Source organism: Pantoea sp. WEP (assembly GCF_041678305.1).
GTDB classification, from domain to species: domain Bacteria; phylum Pseudomonadota; class Gammaproteobacteria; order Enterobacterales; family Enterobacteriaceae; genus Pantoea; species Pantoea dispersa.
Genome location: NZ_JBGNXB010000001.1, coordinates 2,612,214 through 2,629,961, shown reverse-complemented (window position 1 = coordinate 2,629,961; position 17,748 = coordinate 2,612,214). Strand labels below are relative to the sequence as shown.

At 57.3% G+C, this 17,748-nt stretch carries 14 protein-coding genes; 5 read left to right on the top strand and 9 right to left on the bottom strand.

Going from position 1 to position 17,748, the window contains the following annotated elements; all coding sequences use genetic code 11:
* Positions 1 to 59: 59 nt before the first annotated feature.
* The 3 genes from ldtD (at position 60) to ABVR31_RS12240 (ending at position 3,268) form a co-directional block, all read left to right on the top strand.
* Positions 60 to 1,862 (top strand): L,D-transpeptidase, encoded by a 1,803-nt coding sequence (gene ldtD, locus ABVR31_RS12250; RefSeq protein ID WP_372772881.1) that lies wholly within the window; start codon positions 60 to 62, stop codon positions 1,860 to 1,862.
* Positions 1,863 to 2,050: 188 nt separating this feature from the next.
* The gene (locus tag ABVR31_RS12245; protein ID WP_031279855.1) at positions 2,051 to 2,602 is read left to right on the top strand and encodes a YcbK family protein; all 552 of its coding nucleotides are present in this window, start codon (positions 2,051 to 2,053) and stop codon (positions 2,600 to 2,602) included.
* 36 nt (positions 2,603 to 2,638) lie between these two features.
* Positions 2,639 to 3,268, top strand: coding sequence for an MBL fold metallo-hydrolase (locus tag ABVR31_RS12240; RefSeq protein WP_058769556.1), 630 nt, complete (start codon positions 2,639 to 2,641; stop codon positions 3,266 to 3,268).
* 33 nt (positions 3,269 to 3,301) lie between these two features.
* Here ABVR31_RS12240 and ABVR31_RS12235 read toward each other — a convergent pair whose 3' ends face one another.
* From ABVR31_RS12235 to pncB, 4 genes are all read right to left on the bottom strand, one after another.
* Positions 3,302 to 4,492 carry an amino acid aminotransferase gene (locus ABVR31_RS12235; RefSeq protein ID WP_021508330.1) on the bottom strand — a complete coding sequence of 397 codons (1,191 nt, stop codon included), beginning with the start codon at positions 4,490 to 4,492 and terminating at the stop codon, positions 3,302 to 3,304.
* 200 nt (positions 4,493 to 4,692) lie between these two features.
* Positions 4,693 to 5,793 (bottom strand): porin OmpC, encoded by a 1,101-nt coding sequence (gene ompC / locus ABVR31_RS12230; protein WP_274526761.1) that lies wholly within the window; start codon positions 5,791 to 5,793, stop codon positions 4,693 to 4,695.
* Between the two features lie 300 nt (positions 5,794 to 6,093).
* Positions 6,094 to 7,494, bottom strand: a complete 1,401-nt coding sequence (asnS, locus tag ABVR31_RS12225; RefSeq protein ID WP_031279853.1) for an asparagine--tRNA ligase — start codon at positions 7,492 to 7,494, stop codon at positions 6,094 to 6,096.
* A 155-nt stretch (positions 7,495 to 7,649) separates the two neighbouring features.
* Complete coding sequence (gene pncB, locus ABVR31_RS12220) at positions 7,650 to 8,855, bottom strand: nicotinate phosphoribosyltransferase (protein WP_058780857.1); 1,206 nt, start codon at positions 8,853 to 8,855, stop codon at positions 7,650 to 7,652.
* 245 nt (positions 8,856 to 9,100) lie between these two features.
* Here pncB and pepN point away from each other — a divergent pair, with 245 nt between their 5' ends.
* Positions 9,101 to 11,716 carry an aminopeptidase N gene (pepN, locus tag ABVR31_RS12215; protein ID WP_222951097.1) on the top strand — a complete coding sequence of 872 codons (2,616 nt, stop codon included), beginning with the start codon at positions 9,101 to 9,103 and terminating at the stop codon, positions 11,714 to 11,716.
* Between the two features lie 164 nt (positions 11,717 to 11,880).
* Here pepN and ssuB read toward each other — a convergent pair whose 3' ends face one another.
* The 5 genes from ssuB to ssuE are packed head-to-tail and all read right to left on the bottom strand — an operon-like array spanning position 11,881 to position 16,149.
* The gene (gene ssuB, locus ABVR31_RS12210; RefSeq protein WP_021508325.1) at positions 11,881 to 12,672 is read right to left on the bottom strand and encodes an aliphatic sulfonates ABC transporter ATP-binding protein; all 792 of its coding nucleotides are present in this window, start codon (positions 12,670 to 12,672) and stop codon (positions 11,881 to 11,883) included.
* Positions 12,669 to 13,460 carry an aliphatic sulfonate ABC transporter permease SsuC gene (gene ssuC, locus ABVR31_RS12205; RefSeq protein ID WP_125308465.1) on the bottom strand — a complete coding sequence of 264 codons (792 nt, stop codon included), beginning with the start codon at positions 13,458 to 13,460 and terminating at the stop codon, positions 12,669 to 12,671. The genes ssuB and ssuC overlap by 4 nt, the downstream gene beginning before the upstream one ends.
* Before the next feature lie 10 nt (positions 13,461 to 13,470).
* Positions 13,471 to 14,616: an FMNH2-dependent alkanesulfonate monooxygenase gene (ssuD, locus tag ABVR31_RS12200; RefSeq protein ID WP_150058379.1), complete on the bottom strand. Its 1,146-nt coding sequence runs from the start codon at positions 14,614 to 14,616 to the stop codon at positions 13,471 to 13,473.
* A gap of 11 nt (positions 14,617 to 14,627) precedes the next feature.
* On the bottom strand, positions 14,628 to 15,587 hold the full coding sequence (locus ABVR31_RS12195) for a sulfonate ABC transporter substrate-binding protein (protein WP_150058378.1): 960 nt from the start codon (positions 15,585 to 15,587) through the stop codon (positions 14,628 to 14,630).
* Positions 15,588 to 15,597: 10 nt separating this feature from the next.
* Positions 15,598 to 16,149 (bottom strand): NADPH-dependent FMN reductase, encoded by a 552-nt coding sequence (gene ssuE / locus ABVR31_RS12190; protein ID WP_150058377.1) that lies wholly within the window; start codon positions 16,147 to 16,149, stop codon positions 15,598 to 15,600.
* Positions 16,150 to 16,881: 732 nt separating this feature from the next.
* On the opposite strand from ssuE, the gene ABVR31_RS12185 reads away from it, so the two are divergent.
* The gene (locus tag ABVR31_RS12185; protein ID WP_372772875.1) at positions 16,882 to 17,676 is read left to right on the top strand and encodes a hypothetical protein; all 795 of its coding nucleotides are present in this window, start codon (positions 16,882 to 16,884) and stop codon (positions 17,674 to 17,676) included.
* Positions 17,677 to 17,748 lie beyond the last annotated feature (72 nt).

The following is a 17,748-nucleotide window of genomic DNA, read 5'->3' as shown; positions in this document are numbered from 1 at the left end:
AGTACAGGCGGTACACGGCGTTTTCAGGATGCTGTGTCTTTGGTAAGAAGGGGGCAGGGATGTTGCTGAACAAGAAGAGCAGAGTTAATCGTGCTGCAATAGCACTCAGTTTGTCACTGATGGCGGCACCGCTGGTTATCAGCCAGGCGGCAGACGTCGGCGCGCTGCCGCACAGCACGCTGTCTGTGGCTGCCAGCCAGCAGCAAATTCAGCAGGCATTTAGCCCCAGCGAACGACCCTTTTATCTGCCCGGCCTCGCCGGCATCTATGCGGCACGCAACATGGCGCCGCTGTGGCAGGATCGCGACGCCGTGCAGGCTTTCCAGCAGCAGCTGGCAGAAGTGGCGCTCTCCGGCGTACAACCGCAGTTTACCCGCTGGGTAGAGTTGCTCACCAATCCGGATATTAAAGGCTTTGCGCGGGACGTGGTGCTGAGCGACGCCATGCTTGGCTATCTGCAGTTTGTCGCTAACGTACCGACCCAGGGCGAAACCTGGCTGTACAGCAATGTGCCGTACAAGCTGACCATGCCGTCACTCTCCGCCATTAATCAGTGGCAGAACGCGGTGAACGGCGGAGGCAGCCGCGCCTTTGTGGTGTCGCTGCAACCGCAGCATCCGCAGTACGCACCGATGCACAGCGCGTTAAAAGCGTTGCTGACCGATAACCGGCCGTGGCCGCAGCTGCGCGATAAGGGCACGCTGCGCCCGGGTCAGATCAGCGATGATGTGCCGGCGCTGCGTGAGATTCTGCAGCGCACCGGGATGCTGACCGGCATGCACAGCCCGACGCCCACGCCAGCCGACGATGCCGTCCCGACGGCGCCGCAGCCGGTGAGTCAGAGCGATCAGCCCGTGGCCGTCAGTCCGTCGGCCACCAGCATAAGCGATCTGCCGGCGCAGGTACCGCAGGCCAGCGGCAACATCAGCACGCTAACCCCGGCGGCCAGCAACAATGTCTACGACAACACGCTGGTGGAGGGGGTAAAACGCTTCCAGCACTGGCAGGGACTGGCCGACGACGGTGCCATCGGCCCGCGTACCCGCGAGTGGCTGAATGTTTCGCCGCAGATGCGTGCGGCGCTGCTGGCGCTGAATATTCAGCGTCTGCGTCTGCTGCCGGATGACATGCACAACGGCATCATGGTGAATATTCCCAACTATTCCCTGACCTACTACAACAACGGCAATACCATTCTGTCCTCGCGGGTGATTGTCGGTCGTCCGGACCGCAAAACGCCGCTGATGCGCAGCGCGCTCAATAATGTGGTGCTCAATCCACCGTGGAACGTGCCCACCACGCTGGTGCGCCAGGATATCGTGCCGAAGGTGAAGCAGGATCCGAGCTATCTGTATAAGCACGGCTACACGCTGCTGTCGGGCTGGAGCGCTGATGCGGAAGTGATCGATCCGTCGATGATTGACTGGCACATGGTGTCCGCCGCCAGTTTCCCGTATCGCATTCGTCAGGCGCCGGGTGCCAGCAACTCGCTGGGCCGCTATAAATTCAACATGCCGAGTTCAGACGCAATTTATCTGCATGACACGCCGAACCATGGTCTGTTCCAGCGTGATATCCGCGCGCTCAGCTCCGGCTGCGTGCGCGTCAACAAAGCTTCTGAACTGGCCGATCTGCTATTGCAGGACGCGGGCTGGAACGACAGCCGTATCTCTGACACGCTGAAGCAGGGCGATACGCGTTACGTGCCGATTCGCCATCGCATTCCGGTCAATCTCTACTACCTTACGGCCTGGGTGGCGGACGATGGCCAGCCGCAGTATCGTACAGATATTTACAATTATGATAACCCGGCGCGCTCCGGCAGCCAGGTGCTGACCAAAGCGGGGCAGCTGCTGCTCTAAGCGTTGATTTCCCTGTTATCCTTCCCTCAAAGAAAATGGCAAGACCGGTCTGGAAAATTGATTTCAGACCGGTTTTGCGCATTCTGTGACAGATTGCGGGTTGACTGCTCTCCAGGCTGCAGTTACTGTTCGGCCTTGTGTACTTTTTGCACATATTTTTATCGTTTTAGATTAGGTAACCCCGCTTCATGGCTAATTTTGATTCTCAACGTCGTCGTTTATTGCTGCTGGGTGGCGCAGCGGCTGGATTGTCACTGCTGCCGGGTGCAGCGCTGGCGTCAGTTTCCACCTCCCGCCCCCGGGTATTAACGCTCAGTAACATGCATACCGGTGAAACCCTCAAAACTGAGTTTTTTAACGGTAAGAGTTATGACAAGGATGAGTTAGCTCGCTTAAACCACTTCTTCCGTGATTACCGCGCCAATCAGGTTAAACACATCGATCCGCATCTGTTTGACCAGCTGTATCGTTTGCAGACGCTGCTCAACACGCGCAAACCGGTGCAGCTGATCTCCGGCTACCGTACGCTGGCGACCAATAATATGCTGCGTGAATCGGGCCCTGGCGTGGCTAAACACAGCTATCACACCAAAGGGCAGGCGATGGATTTCCACATTGAGGGCATTTCTCTGAGCAATGTTCGCAAAGCGGCGTTATCTATGCGCGCCGGTGGTGTAGGATATTACCCGCGCAGCAACTTCGTACACATTGATACCGGGCCTGCAAGGCACTGGTCCTGATACCGGCAGCGCTGCGTGTGTCGGTCATGGAGCGCTATGAATTACCTGATTATTCCGGTCACCGCCTTTTCACAGAACTGTTCCGTTATCTGGGATGACGAGACGCAACAGGCTGCGCTGGTTGATCCCGGCGGCGATGCCGAAACCATTATTGCCGTGCTGGCGGAGCGAGGCTTAACGCCGTCGCAAATCCTGCTGACCCACGGCCATCTCGATCACGTCGGTGCTGCTGCCGAACTGGCGCAGCACTATCAGGTGCCGATCGTCGGGCCGCAGCCAGCCGATGCTTTCTGGCTGGATAACCTGCCCACTCAGAGCCGGATGTTTGGTTTGCCGGAGTGCGCGCCGCTGACGCCAGATCGCTGGCTGGAAGAGGGCGAAACGGTACAGCTGGGCAACGTGACGCTGGAAGTGCTGCACTGTCCAGGGCATACGCCTGGCCATATCGTGTTCTTTGACCGTGCTGGCCGTCTGCTGATCTCCGGTGATGTGATTTTTAACGGTGGCGTCGGGCGCACCGATTTCCCGCAGGGCAGCCACAGCGATCTAATCGCGGCCATCCAGGATAAACTTCTGCCGCTGGGTGACGATGTGACGTTTGTTCCCGGCCATGGCCCGATTTCCACCCTCGGCCACGAGCGCGTCAGTAATCCTTTCCTGCAATAAAAAAAATGGGCCATCAGGCCCATTTTTCGTTGGTCACAGCACGGCGACTATCGCTTCGCACAGCGCCGACATATTATCCGGCGTCATGCCTGCCACGTTAACGCGACCGGAATTCACCGCATACACGCCAAACTCCTCACGCAGACGCACCACCTGATCTTTGGTCAGACCGCTAAACGAGAACATGCCGTTCTGTTTGATGATGAAGCTGAAATCGCGCTGTGCGCCTTTCTCCGCCAGGGTATTCACAAACAGCTGACGCATGCGCTGAATGCGCTGGCGCATGTCGGTCAGCTCCTGTACCCAGATGGTACGCAGCGCGTCGTTACCGAGAATGGTGGCCACCACGGCAGCACCGTGCGACGGCGGGTTAGAGTAGTTGGCGCGGATGCTGTATTTCACCTGGCTGAATGCTGTCTTCGCCACGTCGGCCGTTGCCGCTACCAGCGTCAACGCACCGACACGCTCGTTGTACAGACCAAAGTTCTTCGAGTAGGAGCTGGCGACGATCAGTTCCTGATGGGATGCGGCGAAAATGCGCAGGCCTTCAGCATCTTCATCCAGACCGCGTGCGAAGCCCTGGTAGGCGAAATCGAACAGTGGCAGCCAGCCTTTCTCCAGCGACAGCTGCGCCAGCTGTTGCCACTGGTCAGCGGTAGGATCGATACCGGTCGGGTTATGGCAGCAGCCGTGGAACAGCACCACGTCGCCCGCCTGCGCTTCCTGCAGCGAGGCCAGCATGCCGTCGAAGTCGAGGCTGTGGGTCGCCGCATCGTAATACTGGTAATCACACACTTCCAGGCCGGCGGCGTTGAACACGTTTTTGTGGTTCGGCCAGCTGGGATTGCTCACCCAGACGCGTTTGACGTTGGTTTGCGTAGCGAGGAAATCCGCGGCGACGCGCAGCGCACCGGTACCGCCCGGCGTCTGCGCGGTGCAGGCGCGGCCAGCGCTAATCAGCGCGTTCTCTTTGCCAAACAGCAGTTCCTGCGTGCAGCGCGCGAAATCAGCCAGACCATCAATGCTGAGGTAGTTTTTGGTGGTCTCGTTCTCCAGCAGATACTGCTCAGCTTTTTTCACACTGGTCAGCACCGGCGTTTTGCCGGTTTCATCTTTATAAACACCAATGCCAAGATTGATTTTATTCGGGCGGTCGTCGGCGCGAAACAGGTCAGCCAGTCCCAGAATAGGATCGGCTGGTGCGGCAGAGATTGATTCAAACATGAGTCAGTTCCGTTAGGGTGAACTTTAGCAAAATGAGCTATCAGGTTAACGTCAGACGCAACGCTTGCCAACCGCTGACATAAAAAAGAAATAACTGTGGCGTATAAAGTAATGGCGCTAATCGGGAGCCCGATCACTGAAATGCAAAACGGAGCCCGAAGGCTCCGTTTCTGAGGTGTTACGCAGTTCGAATCGGCAGATTAGAACTGGTAAACCAGGCCAACGCCAACCACGTCGTCGGTGCTGATGCCCTTCGCACGGGTAAAGTCGTTGTCGTCCAGCAGGTTGATTTTGTAGTCAACATAGGTGGACATGTTTTTGTTGAAGTAGTAATAGGTACCCACTTCGATGTATTTAACCAGGTCAGCATCGCCGCCAGCGAAGGTTGAACCGTTGCCAGTCGCGCCGCTCAGGTCCTTACCTTTAGACTGCAGGTAAGCGATGGATGGACGCAGACCGAAGTCGAACTGGTACTGAGCAACCACTTCGAAAGCCTGAACTTTGTTAGCAGTCTGGGTGTTGGTGCCACCGTAAGGCGTGGTGTTACGTGATTCACCGTAGAATGCAGCCAGGTATACGTTGTTCGCGTCATATTTCAGACCGAAACCGTAAGCGTCAGCTTTGTCGCCGTTGCCATCAAGAACCTGTGCATCGGTACGGTCAGAAGAGAAGTATGCACCTACAGCGCTGATGCCCATACCGGTGTCATACGCTACAGAAGAACCCCAGCCGTCGCCATTCTGGTTCAGGACGTCACGGCCTTCGTTTTTGCCCTGATACTGCACGGCAAAGCTCAGACCATCAACCAGACCGAAGAAGTTGCTGTTACGGTAGGTAGCCAGACCGTTTGAACGACCAACCATGAAGTTGTCGTTGTCCTGATACAGGGTATCGTCACCGAATACTGGCAGCTGGTCAGTGTAAGACATTGCGTCGTACAGAACACCGTAGTTACGGCCGTAGTCGAAGGAGCCTGCATCACCAAATTTCAGACCGGCAAAGCCCAGACGAGTTTTAGAGCCTTCGGTGCCCTGGTTCTCAGTCACGTTAGCCTGAATGTTGTATTCCCACTGGCCGTAACCGGTCAGCTGGTCGGTAATCTGAGTTTCACCCTTAAAGCCAAAACGAACATAAGATTTGTCGCCGTCATCACCAGCGTTGTCAGAGAACTGATGACGCGCATCAACTTTACCGTAGAGGTCCAGTTTGTTGCCGTCTTTATTATAAATTTCTGCTGCGTTTGCTGCGCCGGCAGCTAACAGAGCAGGGATAACCACTGCAAGAATGTTGCGCTTCATCATTATTTATTACCCTCATTGGAGTTATTTGGACATCTGCCACTGCCGTCAAGAAACCTTTACGGGAACCTTGAAAGAAGTTTGATGTCTCCTGTGTCTGCACGCATCTTTCCATCACGGGGTTGCTAATTCTAGCCCGAAAATGATTCAATTCTCGTAATTACGTATCAAAAAGCAAAATTGTATTACAATTTGTAAAATATCGGGAACTTTGTGAGAGAACTCAAAATTTACAAAAATAAAAAAAGGCCGGCAGGGCCGACCTCAATATATATATGAATTTCTTATATTTAATCTTAAATCTTAGAAATTCGCGTTACGTGGCGTGCGTGGGAAGGGGATAACGTCTCTTACATTTTGTACGCCGGTGACATAGGCGATCAAACGTTCGAAACCTAAACCGAAGCCGGCATGCGGTACGGTGCCATAGCGACGCAGGTCACGATACCACCAGTAATCTTCCTTATTCAGTCCCATTTCAGCGAGACGCGCATCCAGCACATCAAGACGCTCTTCACGCTGGGAACCGCCGATGATTTCACCGATGCCCGGTGCCAGCACGTCCATCGCCGCCACGGTTTTGCCGTCGTCGTTCATACGCATGTAGAACGCTTTGATATCTTTCGGGTAGTTTTTCACCACCACCGGCGCTTTAAAGTGTTTCTCCGCCAGATAACGCTCGTGTTCGGAAGAGAGATCGACGCCCCATGACACCGGGTTCTCGAAGCTCTGGCCGCTTTTCAGCAGGATGTCGACGGCGTCGGTATAGTCTACCTGGGCGAAATCCGTGGTGATGAAGCGCTCCAGACGGGCGATGGCTTCTTTATCCACGCGCTCGGCGAAGAACGCCATATCATCAGCACGCTCTTCCAGTACCGCTTTAAACACATACTTCAGCATCGCTTCCGCCAGGGCAGCCGCATCGTCCAGCGTGGCGAACGCCACTTCCGGCTCCAGCATCCAGAATTCCGCTAAATGACGGCTGGTATTCGAGTTCTCGGCACGGAACGTCGGGCCAAAGGTATACACTTTGGACAGCGCACAGGCGTAGGTCTCGGCGTTCAGCTGGCCGGAAACGGTCAGGAAAGCCTCTTTACCAAAGAAGTCTTTATCGAAATCGACTTTGCCCTGCGGGTCGCGCGGCAGGTTCTCCAGATCCAGCGTTGAGACGCGGAACATCTCGCCGGCACCTTCGGTGTCAGAGGCGGTGATCAGCGGCGTGGAGACCCAGAAATAGCCGTTTTCATGGAAGAAGCGATGCAGCGCCTGCGCCAGCGTATGACGTACGCGCGCCACGGCACCGACAATGTTGGTGCGCGGACGCAGGTGCGCCACTTCGCGCAGGTATTCGATGCTGTGACGTTTAGCCGCCATCGGATAGGTATCCGGATCGTCCACCCAGCCGGTGACTTCAACCTGGGTCGCCTGCAGTTCGAATGCCTGGCCTTCACCCGGCGACTCCACCACTTTACCGGTGACGATCACCGAACAGCCGGTGGTCAGACGCAGCACTTCATCCTGATAATTATTCAGAGAATTATTGACGACGGCCTGAACGGGATTAAAGCAGGAACCGTCATAAACGGCGATGAAGGAAAGACCGGCTTTGGAATCTCTTCGGGTACGTACCCAACCACGTACGGTGACTTCACTGTCAACCGCGACACGGCCGTGCAGTACATCCGCTACAGGCACTACGCTCATAAAAATCTCTCTATATAAATGAAGATGGAGTGAAATAAGCCCCATTCCGGGGTTTAGCTATGTTACTTGCGAGCCACCAGGAAACAAGCAAAATTGCCGGAGAATAAAGAGATTTTCTGGCGCAGAGCAGGGCGCAGGCACCCTGCTCAGGCCAATTAGCTGGCGCGTTTGACCAGCGGCAGGTCGAAGGCTTTGCGCAGGGCGCGCACGAAGGCTTTATCCTGGCAGATGGTTTTACCGGGACTGTCAGAGAGTTTGGCCACCGGTTTGCCGTTGCAGCTCACCAGTTTGATCACGATATTCAAAGGCGTGACGCCGGGAATATCGCAGGTGAGGCGGGTGCCGATGCCAAATACCACGTTCGCGCGCTGACCGAAATGCCGATACAGCGCCAGCGCTTTATCGAGGTTGAGATTGTCGGAGAACACCAGCGTTTTGCTGAGCGGATCGATATTCAGCCGCTGATAATGCGCAATGGCTTTTTCTCCCCATTCCACCGGATCGCCCGAATCATGGCGCAGGCCCTGATAGCGATGGGCAAAACCGGGGCCGAAATCACGCAGGAAGGCGTCCATCGTGATGCAGTCGGTCAGGGCAATGCCGAGCTGGTTATCGTACTCATCCAGCCACGACTGCAATGCCGCGCGCTGGCTGTTGGCCAGTACCGGGCTGATCTGCTGATGCGCCTGGAACCATTCATGTGCCTGGGTTCCGACCGGGTTAAGCTGCAACCGGCGCGCCAGATCGTAGTTACTGGTGCCCAGCAGCCACGGGAATTCGTTTTTCAGCGTGCTGACAATCGCTTCCTGCACCGCGCGCGAATAACGACGGCGTGTGCCAAAGTCCATCAGCTGGAAGCGCGACATATCGAGATCGCCTACCTGCTCACGGAAGTGCACCAGCTTCTGCTGCAGATGCGCCACCGCCTGTTCCGCGCCGCTTTCCGGCGTCCGGTGGCGGTGTACCACTTCGCTGATCAGCGCCAGCAGCGGCACTTCCCACAGAATCACTTCACGCCACGGGCCGCGAATCTGAATGCGCAGATGCCCGTGATCGTCGCGCACCTCAACCTGCGAGGCATCGAAGCGGAACTGGCGCAGCCAGTCGAGATAATCCTGCTGGAAAAACGGTAAGCTGCTGAGGTAACGATATTCGTCATCGCTCAGCGCCAGAGATTGCATGGCAGTAATGTGCGTGCGGATGGCGTCGGCATACTGGCCGAGCTGCTCATCGCTGCGGCAGCGAAATTCTGCCGTTACCGGGACATCGTAGTAACGATGATAAACGGCCTGCTGCATGTGAAGCTTATAGGCATCGGTATCAAGCAGCGTGGTCAAAATCGGGGAAGCGTGTCCAGTCATGGTGCGTTTCAGCATCCTCTTCCGCGGAGCAGAGCCCGGTATTCAACAAAGTCATAAAGACGCAGGAGTATAAAACAGTAATCACCGCGATCACACCATAATTGCAGGTGACAGGTCGAGGGTCATTTGTGCCATTGTTAATGAATTGTAGACTTTTGGCGCAACGCACGCTTTGTGCGTGGCAACCCGGGCGCAACCCGCTTAGACTCTGAGGGTTGACTATATTAACGATGCGAGAAGGATTTATGACGCAACAGCCGCAAATTAAATATCGCCACGACTACCGGGCGCCGGACTACACCATCACCGATATCGACCTGACGTTTGATCTTGATGCGGCGACTACGCGCGTCACCGCCGTCAGTCAGGTAAAACGCCTTGGCGCGCAGCAGGCTGAACTGCGTCTGGACGGTGAGGCGCTGACGCTGCTGTCGCTGGCGGTGGATGGCAATCCGTGGCCGCACTACCGCGAAGAGCAGGGCGCACTGATCATCAGCCAGCTGCCGGACAACTTTACCCTGACCATCATTAATGAAATCCATCCGGATAAAAACACCGCGCTGGAAGGGCTGTATAAATCCGGCGAGGCGCTCTGCACCCAGTGTGAAGCCGAAGGCTTCCGGCATATCACCTGGTATCTCGATCGCCCGGACGTGCTGGCGCGTTTCACCACTACCCTGATCGCCGACGCGGCTAGCTATCCGTACCTGCTGTCCAACGGTAACAAGCTGGAGAGCGGTCAGCACGAGGATGGGCGTCACTGGGTGAAATGGCAGGATCCGTTCCCGAAACCCTGCTACCTGTTTGCGCTGGTCGCCGGCGATTTCGATGTGCTGCGCGATAGCTTTACCACCCGTTCCGGCCGTAACGTGGCGCTGGAAATTTTTGTCGATCGCGGCAACCTGGACCGTGCGGACTGGGCGATGACCTCGCTCAAAGCCAGCATGAAGTGGGACGAAGAGCGGTTCGGCCTCGAATATGACCTCGATATCTTTATGATCGTCGCGGTGGATTTCTTCAACATGGGCGCGATGGAGAATAAAGGCCTCAACGTCTTCAACTCCAAATACGTGCTGGCCAAAGCGGAAACCGCCACCGACAAAGATTATCTCGGCATTGAAGCCGTGATTGGTCACGAATATTTCCACAACTGGACCGGCAACCGCGTGACCTGCCGCGACTGGTTCCAGCTCAGCCTGAAAGAGGGTCTGACGGTCTTCCGCGATCAGGAGTTCAGCTCCGATCTCGGCTCGCGCGCGGTCAACCGTATTGATAATGTGCGCGTGATGCGCGGCGCGCAGTTCGCCGAGGATGCCAGCCCGATGGCCCATCCGATCCGTCCGGATCAGGTGATTGAAATGAACAACTTCTACACCCTGACGGTGTATGAAAAGGGTTCTGAAGTGATTCGCATGCTGCACACGCTGCTGGGTGAAGAGCAGTTCCAGCAGGGGATGCAGCTCTATTTCGAGCGTCACGATGGCAGCGCCGCCACCTGTGATGATTTCGTGCAGGCGATGGAAGATGCCTCCAACGTCGATTTGTCACAATTCCGCCGCTGGTACAGTCAGTCGGGCACGCCGGTGCTGACGGTGCGTGATGACTACAACCCGGAGCTGGAGCAGTACACGCTGCACGTCACGCAGCACACGCCCCCGACCGCCGATCAAAAAGAGAAGCTGCCGCTGCACATTCCGCTGGATATCGAACTGTATGACGGTGAAGGCAAGGTCATTCCGTTGCAGCACAACGGTCATCCGGTTCATCACGTGCTGAACGTTACCGACGAGTTCCAGACCTTCATTTTCGACAACGTCTATTTCCAGCCGGTGCCGTCGCTGCTGCGGGAATTCTCCGCACCGGTGAAGCTCGACTATAAATGGAGCGATGCGCAGCTGACTTTCCTGATGCGCCACGCGCGCAACGACTTCTCGCGCTGGGATGCCGCGCAAAGCCTGCTGGCGACGTATATCCGCCTCAACGTGGCGCGCCACCAGCAGGGCCAGCCGCTGTCGCTGCCGCTGCACGTCGCCGATGCTTTCCGCGCGGTGCTGCTGGATGAGCAGGGCGATCCGGCGCTGATGGCGCTGATCCTGTCGCTGCCGTCAGAGAATGAGATCGCCGAGTTGTTCGAGGTGATCGACCCGCTGGCGATTGCCGCAGTGCGCGCGGCGCTGGTGCGCACGCTGGCGAATGAGCTGAGCGATGAATTCTATGCGGTGTATCTCGCCAACCAGAGCAGCGACTACAAAGTCGAGCATGCCGAGATCGGCAAGCGCGCGCTGAAGAATGTCTGCCTGAGCTATCTGGCGTTTGCGGACGCGGAGCAGGCCAGCAAACTGGTGCAGGCGCAGTACGACAAAGCCAGCAACATGACCGATGCGCTGGCCGCGCTGTCAGCGGCGGTGGCGGCGCAGTTGCCGTGCCGTGATGCGCTGCTGGCGGCGTACGACGAGCGCTGGCATCAGGATGGTCTGGTGATGGATAAGTGGTTTATGTTGCAGGCCACCAGCCCGGCGGCTGACGTGCTGAGCAAGGTACGTAGCTTGCTGACGCATCGCTCGTTCACCATGGGTAACCCGAACCGCATCCGTTCGCTGATTGGCGCGTTTGCCTCGGCCAACCCGGCAGCCTTCCACGCCAAAGATGGCAGCGGCTACCAGTTCCTGGTGGAGATGCTGACCGATCTCAACCGCCGCAACCCGCAGGTGGCAGCGCGCATGATTGAGCCGCTGATTCGTCTGAAGCGTTATGATGCCGACCGTCAGGCGCTGATGCGTCAGGCGCTGGAGACGCTGAAAGGGCTGGAGAATCTGTCCGGCGATCTGTATGAGAAGATCACCAAAGCGCTGAACGCGTAATCACTCAGGTCGCCCGGAATGGCGACCCTGTACGACTCGCGTAGTAATCCCCAGGTCGCCATAAATGGCGACCCTACACGGATTTCGCACGGTACGTGTTTCATTACCATTAATGGCAACGATGCACGATCCCGTAGGGTGCGCATTTATGCGCACCTGTTCCTTCAGCGCTGCTGCGCGAACTGCAGGGGCTGCTCTGAGGTTCCCCGCTTCATCACCCGATCCAGCACCTCGGCCTCCAGCTCGGCGAGGCGCGCCGATCCTTTGCGGCGCGGACGCGGTAAATCCACCGCCAAATCCAGCCCGATCTGACCCTCTTCAATCAGCAATACGCGATCGGCCATCGCCACCGCTTCGCTGACATCGTGCGTCACCAGCAACACGGTAAAATTATGCTGCTGCCACAGCGACTCAATCAGGCCCTGCATTTCAATGCGCGTCAGCGCATCAAGTGCGCCGAGCGGTTCATCGAGCAGCAGCAGGCCGGGACGATGAATCAGCGCCCGCGCCAGTGCCACCCGCTGTTTCTGTCCGCCGGAAAGCGCTGCCGGCCACTCATGTGCACGATCGGCCAGACCGACCGCCGCCAGCGCCTCAAGCGCGGCGCTGCGCCACTCGCGGCCTTTCAGACCGAGGCCAACGTTATCAATCACTTTCTTCCACGGCAGCAGACGCGCATCCTGAAACATCAGGCGGGTATCTTCGCGCGCCTCGGCCAGCGGCGCGTTGCCCGCCAGCAGTTCACCGTGCGTGGTGGATTCCAGCCCGGCCAGCAGGCGCAGCAGGGTACTTTTACCGCAGCCGCTGCGGCCGACCACCGCGACAAACTGGCCGGCCGGAATATGTAAATCGATATGATTCAGGATGGTGCGATTGCCATACTGCTTGGTGACGCCATTGACGCCCACCGGGGTACCGCGGTTCAGGCGCGCCGGGCTTAGCGTTGCGTTGCTCATGCGTTCTCCTCCTTCAATTGGTAAGCCGGATGCCAGCGCAGCCAGACACGCTCCAGCAGCTGTGCCGTTACGTCGGCCAGTTTGCCCAGCAGGGCATAGAGAATGATGGCGACCACCACCACATCGGTTTGCAGAAACTCACGGGCGTTCATTGCCAGATAGCCAATACCGGAGTTGGCCGAGATGGTTTCGGCCACGATCAGCGTCAGCCACATCAGACCGAGGGCAAAGCGCACGCCAACCATGATTGACGGCAGCGCGCCCGGCAAAATCACCTGAATAAACAGGCTCCAGCCGGAGAGACCATAGCTGCGCGCCATCTCCACCAGGCCGCGGTCAATATTCCGTATGCCGTGATAGGTATTGAGGTAGATAGGGAACAGCGTGCCGAGCGCCACAAGAAAAATTTTGGCTGACTCGTCGATGCCGAACCACAAAATCACCAGCGGGATCAGCGCCAGGTGCGGCACGTTACGCAGCATCTGCACCGAGGTATCCAGCAACCGTTCGCCGGTGCGCGACGTGCCGGTAATCAGCCCGAGAATCAGACCAATCGAACCACCAATGGCAAAGCCGATTGCCGCTCGCCAGCCGCTGATGGCGAGGTGTTGCCACAACTCACCGCTGGCCGCGAGATGCCAGAAGGTGATGACAATATTCTCCGGCGAGGGCAGGATGCGCGTCGACAGCCAGCCAGCCTGTGAGGCAATCTGCCACACCACCACCAGCAGCACCGGCAGCGCCCACGGCAGCAGGGCATTGCTCAGCTGTTTATTGACCTTTGCCATATGCGACTCCTTAACTCTGCGCGACTTTTTGCGGGGTGAAATCATTGGCGACCGCTTCACCGTGCGCCTGCACTACGCGGGGTTGCGGGATTTCCGGCACGGCCAGGTCGAGATGCGGGAACAGCAGCTCGCCCACGCGATAGGCCTCTTCCAGATGCGGATAGCCAGACAGAATAAAGGTCTCGATGCCGAGATCCTGATACTCCTGCATACGCGCCGCGACCGTCGGACCGTCGCCCACTAGTGCAGTCCCGGCACCGCCGCGTACCAGACCGACGCCGGCCCACAGGTTCGGGCTGATCTCCAGCCGATCGCGGCGTCCGCCGTGCAGCGCGGCCATGCGCTGCTGACCGACTGAATCGGTGCGGGCAAAAGCCGCCTGCGCTTTAGCAATGGTGGCATCGTCAAGATGGGCAATGAGCCGTTCTGCCGCCTGCCATGCTTCCTCATTGGTTTCACGCACAATCACGTGCAGACGAATGCCGAAGCGCACCGTGCGCCCCTGCGCCGCCGCTTTGGCGCGCACCTGTTCAATCTTCTCTTTGACCAGCGCGGGGGGTTCGCCCCAGGTCAGATAGACATCCACCTGCTCCGCGGCCAGATCCTGCGCGGCATCCGATGAGCCGCCAAACCACAGCGGTGGACGTGGCTGCTGCACCGCTTTAAACATTAATCGTGCACCGCGCACTTTGACGTACTTGCCTTCGTAATCGACCGTTTCGCCTTCACTCACCCGGCGCCAGACGCGGGTAAACTCCGCAGATTCGGCATAACGCTCGCGGTGATCGAGGAAAACGCCGTCGCCCGCCAGCTCTTCCGGATCACCGCCGGTGACGAGGTTAAACAGCGCGCGTCCGTTGGAGAGACGATCGAGCGTGGCGGCCTGCCGTGCGGCCTGCGTCGGGGAAATCACTCCCGGGCGCAGCGCCACCAGGAAACGCAGGCGCTGCGTCACCGGAATCAGGGATGCGGCCACCAGCCATGCATCTTCACACGACCGGCCGGTGGGGATCAGCACGCCACCAAAACCGAGGCGATCGGCGGCCTGCGCCACCTGTTGCAGATAACCGTGGTCCACCGGGCGCGCGCCTTCGGCGGTACCGAGATAGTGGCCGTCGCCGTGGGTGGGAAGAAACCAGAATACGGATACGCTCATGATAAATTTCCTTATGGCCGGGCCGGCAGTGGCTGCCAGATGCGATCGGCAATGGTGACTTTGACCGGCATTAAATGGTTGGCATAAAACAGATCGGCAGTTTGCTGTTGGGCCTGCGCCGTGTGGGCGCTGACCGGCGTAATAGTGGTCGGCGGACGATGGTCAAGGTAGCTGGCGATCACCGGCTTCGGCAGGCCCATCGCCTGTGCCAGCAGATCGATACTTTGCTGGCGCTGGCTGCGCGTCAGCGCGTCGGCTTCGCTAAAGGTGTGCAGCACCTGCTGCACGAAGTCACCGTGCTCGGTAGCAAAGCTGCGCGTGGCGAGGTAGAACGAACCGGTCTGGTTCAGCTTACTGCCGTCCACCAGCACACGGACGTTGCCCTGCAGCAGCGCAGCGGAATAGTAGGGATCCCAGATCGCCCAGGCGTCAACATCACCCTGCTGAAACGCGGCGCGCGCATCGGCTGGCGTCAGATAAGTCGGCTGAATATCGTTAAAGCTCAGGCCAGCCTGTTCCAGCGCGCGCAGCAGCAGATTGTGCGAACTGGAGCCTTTCTGGAACGCCACTTTATGACCTTTCAGTTGCGCCACGCTGTGGATGGGACTATCCTTCGGCACCAGAATCACTTCAGCCTGCGGCTTCGGTGGCTCCGAGCCGACATACAGCAAATCCGCCCCGGCGGCCTGAGCAAACAGCGGCGGGATATCACCGGTGCTGCCCAGGTCAATGCTGCCCACGTTCAGCGCCTCAAGCATTTGCGGACCGGCCGGAAACTCGATCCACTGAATGTTGGTGGCCGGGAAGCGCTGCTCCAGCAGCCGATGCGATTTGGCCAGCACCATGCTGACCGATCCTTTCTGATAGCCGATACGGAATTGTGCCGGCGCTTCGGCAGCCTGAGCCGCGAGGGTCAGGGCAAACAGCGCGGTAACGGTTGGCAGCAGCCAGCGGGTTAACATCCTTTTCATCGCGGTTCCTTTATACAGCCTGAGCATAGGGTTGATGACGACGGTGCAGCGCCTGCCAGAAGGTTTCCAGCGCCTCATCAATGCGCTCGCTCAGCAGCGCATCCAGCTCAGGCTGGCGGTCGTAATGGGTGATTTGCGTATCACTGGCGAACACGCCGTGCAGAACTTCCTGCGCTTTCAGCGCGTTCAGCACCGGTTTCAGCGCGTAGTCAACGGCCAGCATGTGCGCCACGCTGCCGCCGCTCGCCAGCGGCAGCACCACTTTATGTTCCAGCGCGCGCTCTGGCAGCAGGTCGAGCAGGGTTTTCAGCGCACCAGAGAAAGAGGCTTTATAAATCGGCGTGGCGACGATCAGCCCCTCCGCGAGCGCTAAATCCGCTTTCAGCGCGGTCAGTGCCGGTGAGTCAAAGCGCGCATATAGCAAATCTTCCGGCTGAAAGTTGTGAATGTTCCACGGAATCACCTCAACGCCACGCGCTTCCAGCGCCCGATGACACACACTCAGCAGCGCCGTAGAACGTGAAGGAAAACGCGGACTCCCCGCCAGCGTAATAACCCGCATGGTCACTCCTTATAACTGAAAGTTATTGATTAGCAATTATTGAGAACTGATGCGTTCAATCCTGACAGAGCAGGCGGCGAGGCGTAAATGATTTATCCGGCAATGGATAGCCGTCAGGCGGGAATAGCCCGCTCTTATAAAGGAAGGGAAAAGCGCCTCTAAGGTTAATCTGAATTGCACCCGCAGATTGCCGGGTTTTCATTAGCGACTTCCGTCACGGGCAAGGTGAGAATGATTAAAAGCGCTGTTGCCTGGTTAAATCAGAGGTGTAACCGTCGACACATATCGCCGGGCGCGCCATTGTCGTCAGGCTTAAGAAGAAATAGATGAGGTAATTTAAGCTGTAGCGAAGAAATGGCGGCCTAAGTTAAAAATTATCACCAGGATTTTTCTCACCTGCTGTTTTCGCTGCTCCATTTTAAGTTGGCCTTAAATTGAAGAGGAAGTGTGTCAAAACGTAGCCTTTTATTAAAATTGAGCCATGTCTCAACGTTTCCTGTTACGAGTATTGCTAATTTCCTCTGCGCTTAAGTGGGGCTTTCTTTAGTGACGCTTAACAATAAAAGGCAAATAAACAGCCAGCCTGGCAAGGGCCAATAGTCATGCCGTCGGCGGGCTGTTTATAATCGATTGAGTTTTCTTACGCTAAAAAAAAGTCACTGCCTTATTTGCGCCTTAATTGGGCGGATTTTTATCTGGCCATTATTCAGTATTATTTTTAGGGAGAGGAATATGGGAAGGTCTGCTCTGTTAGTGCATCCGGCTGAGCCGGTCGCCGCTCAGCCTGCGCGCGTCGCGGCTGATAACGTTAATCCGCTGTTGTGCTATCTGCTGCAGCCGGATGCCGCGCACAGCCAGTTTACCGCTGTGCCGCAGCCAGCGGCAGAGAGCGTCAGCGACGACGCGTTCTTACTGTTTGCCGCCGACGGCTTTGTGCCCTCTGCTGCACTGTTGCAGGAAGTGGCAACGCTCAGCCATCAGCGCCCGGAGCTCAACTGCATGCTGCTTTCACTGGCACCGCGCGCACTGAGCAGCGGCCTGCAGCCGTCACTGCAGCTGTTTCAGCAGCTGCAGGCGCAGCGCCTGTGGCAGCAGAATAACTATGCGGTCATCCTGCGCGCCGCGCTGGTGAAAAATGCCGCTCCGCTGGTGCGCATTCAGGATGTGATGCTGGCTGGCCTGTTAAATACGCAAACGGTATGGCTGCTGGATGCCCGCGCGGAGCATGAGGTCACCACGGTTAATCCGCCGCCCAGCTATCAGCAATTTATGACGGAGTATGAAAAGGTCACCCGTTTGTCACACTTTATTCCGGAGCGAAACCGCTATCGCCAGAGTTATTTACGCAGCGGGTTATTACAGCTGGTACAGCAGGAATTAAACGCTGAAACACAGTTCTCTAATAATGTGCGGCACGCGGTGCGCTACTTTGCCGATCAGTTTTCACCGCAGAGCACAATGGAAAAACTGTTACTGAAACAGCCCGACCTCTATTTCTCACTGATGAAAATGAGAAAAAGCCGCTGAGATAGCGCCAGCGTTAATTTTAAGAATTACTCCCGTGGGCGCTGAGGTATTTTTGTGTCACGCTGTTAACAC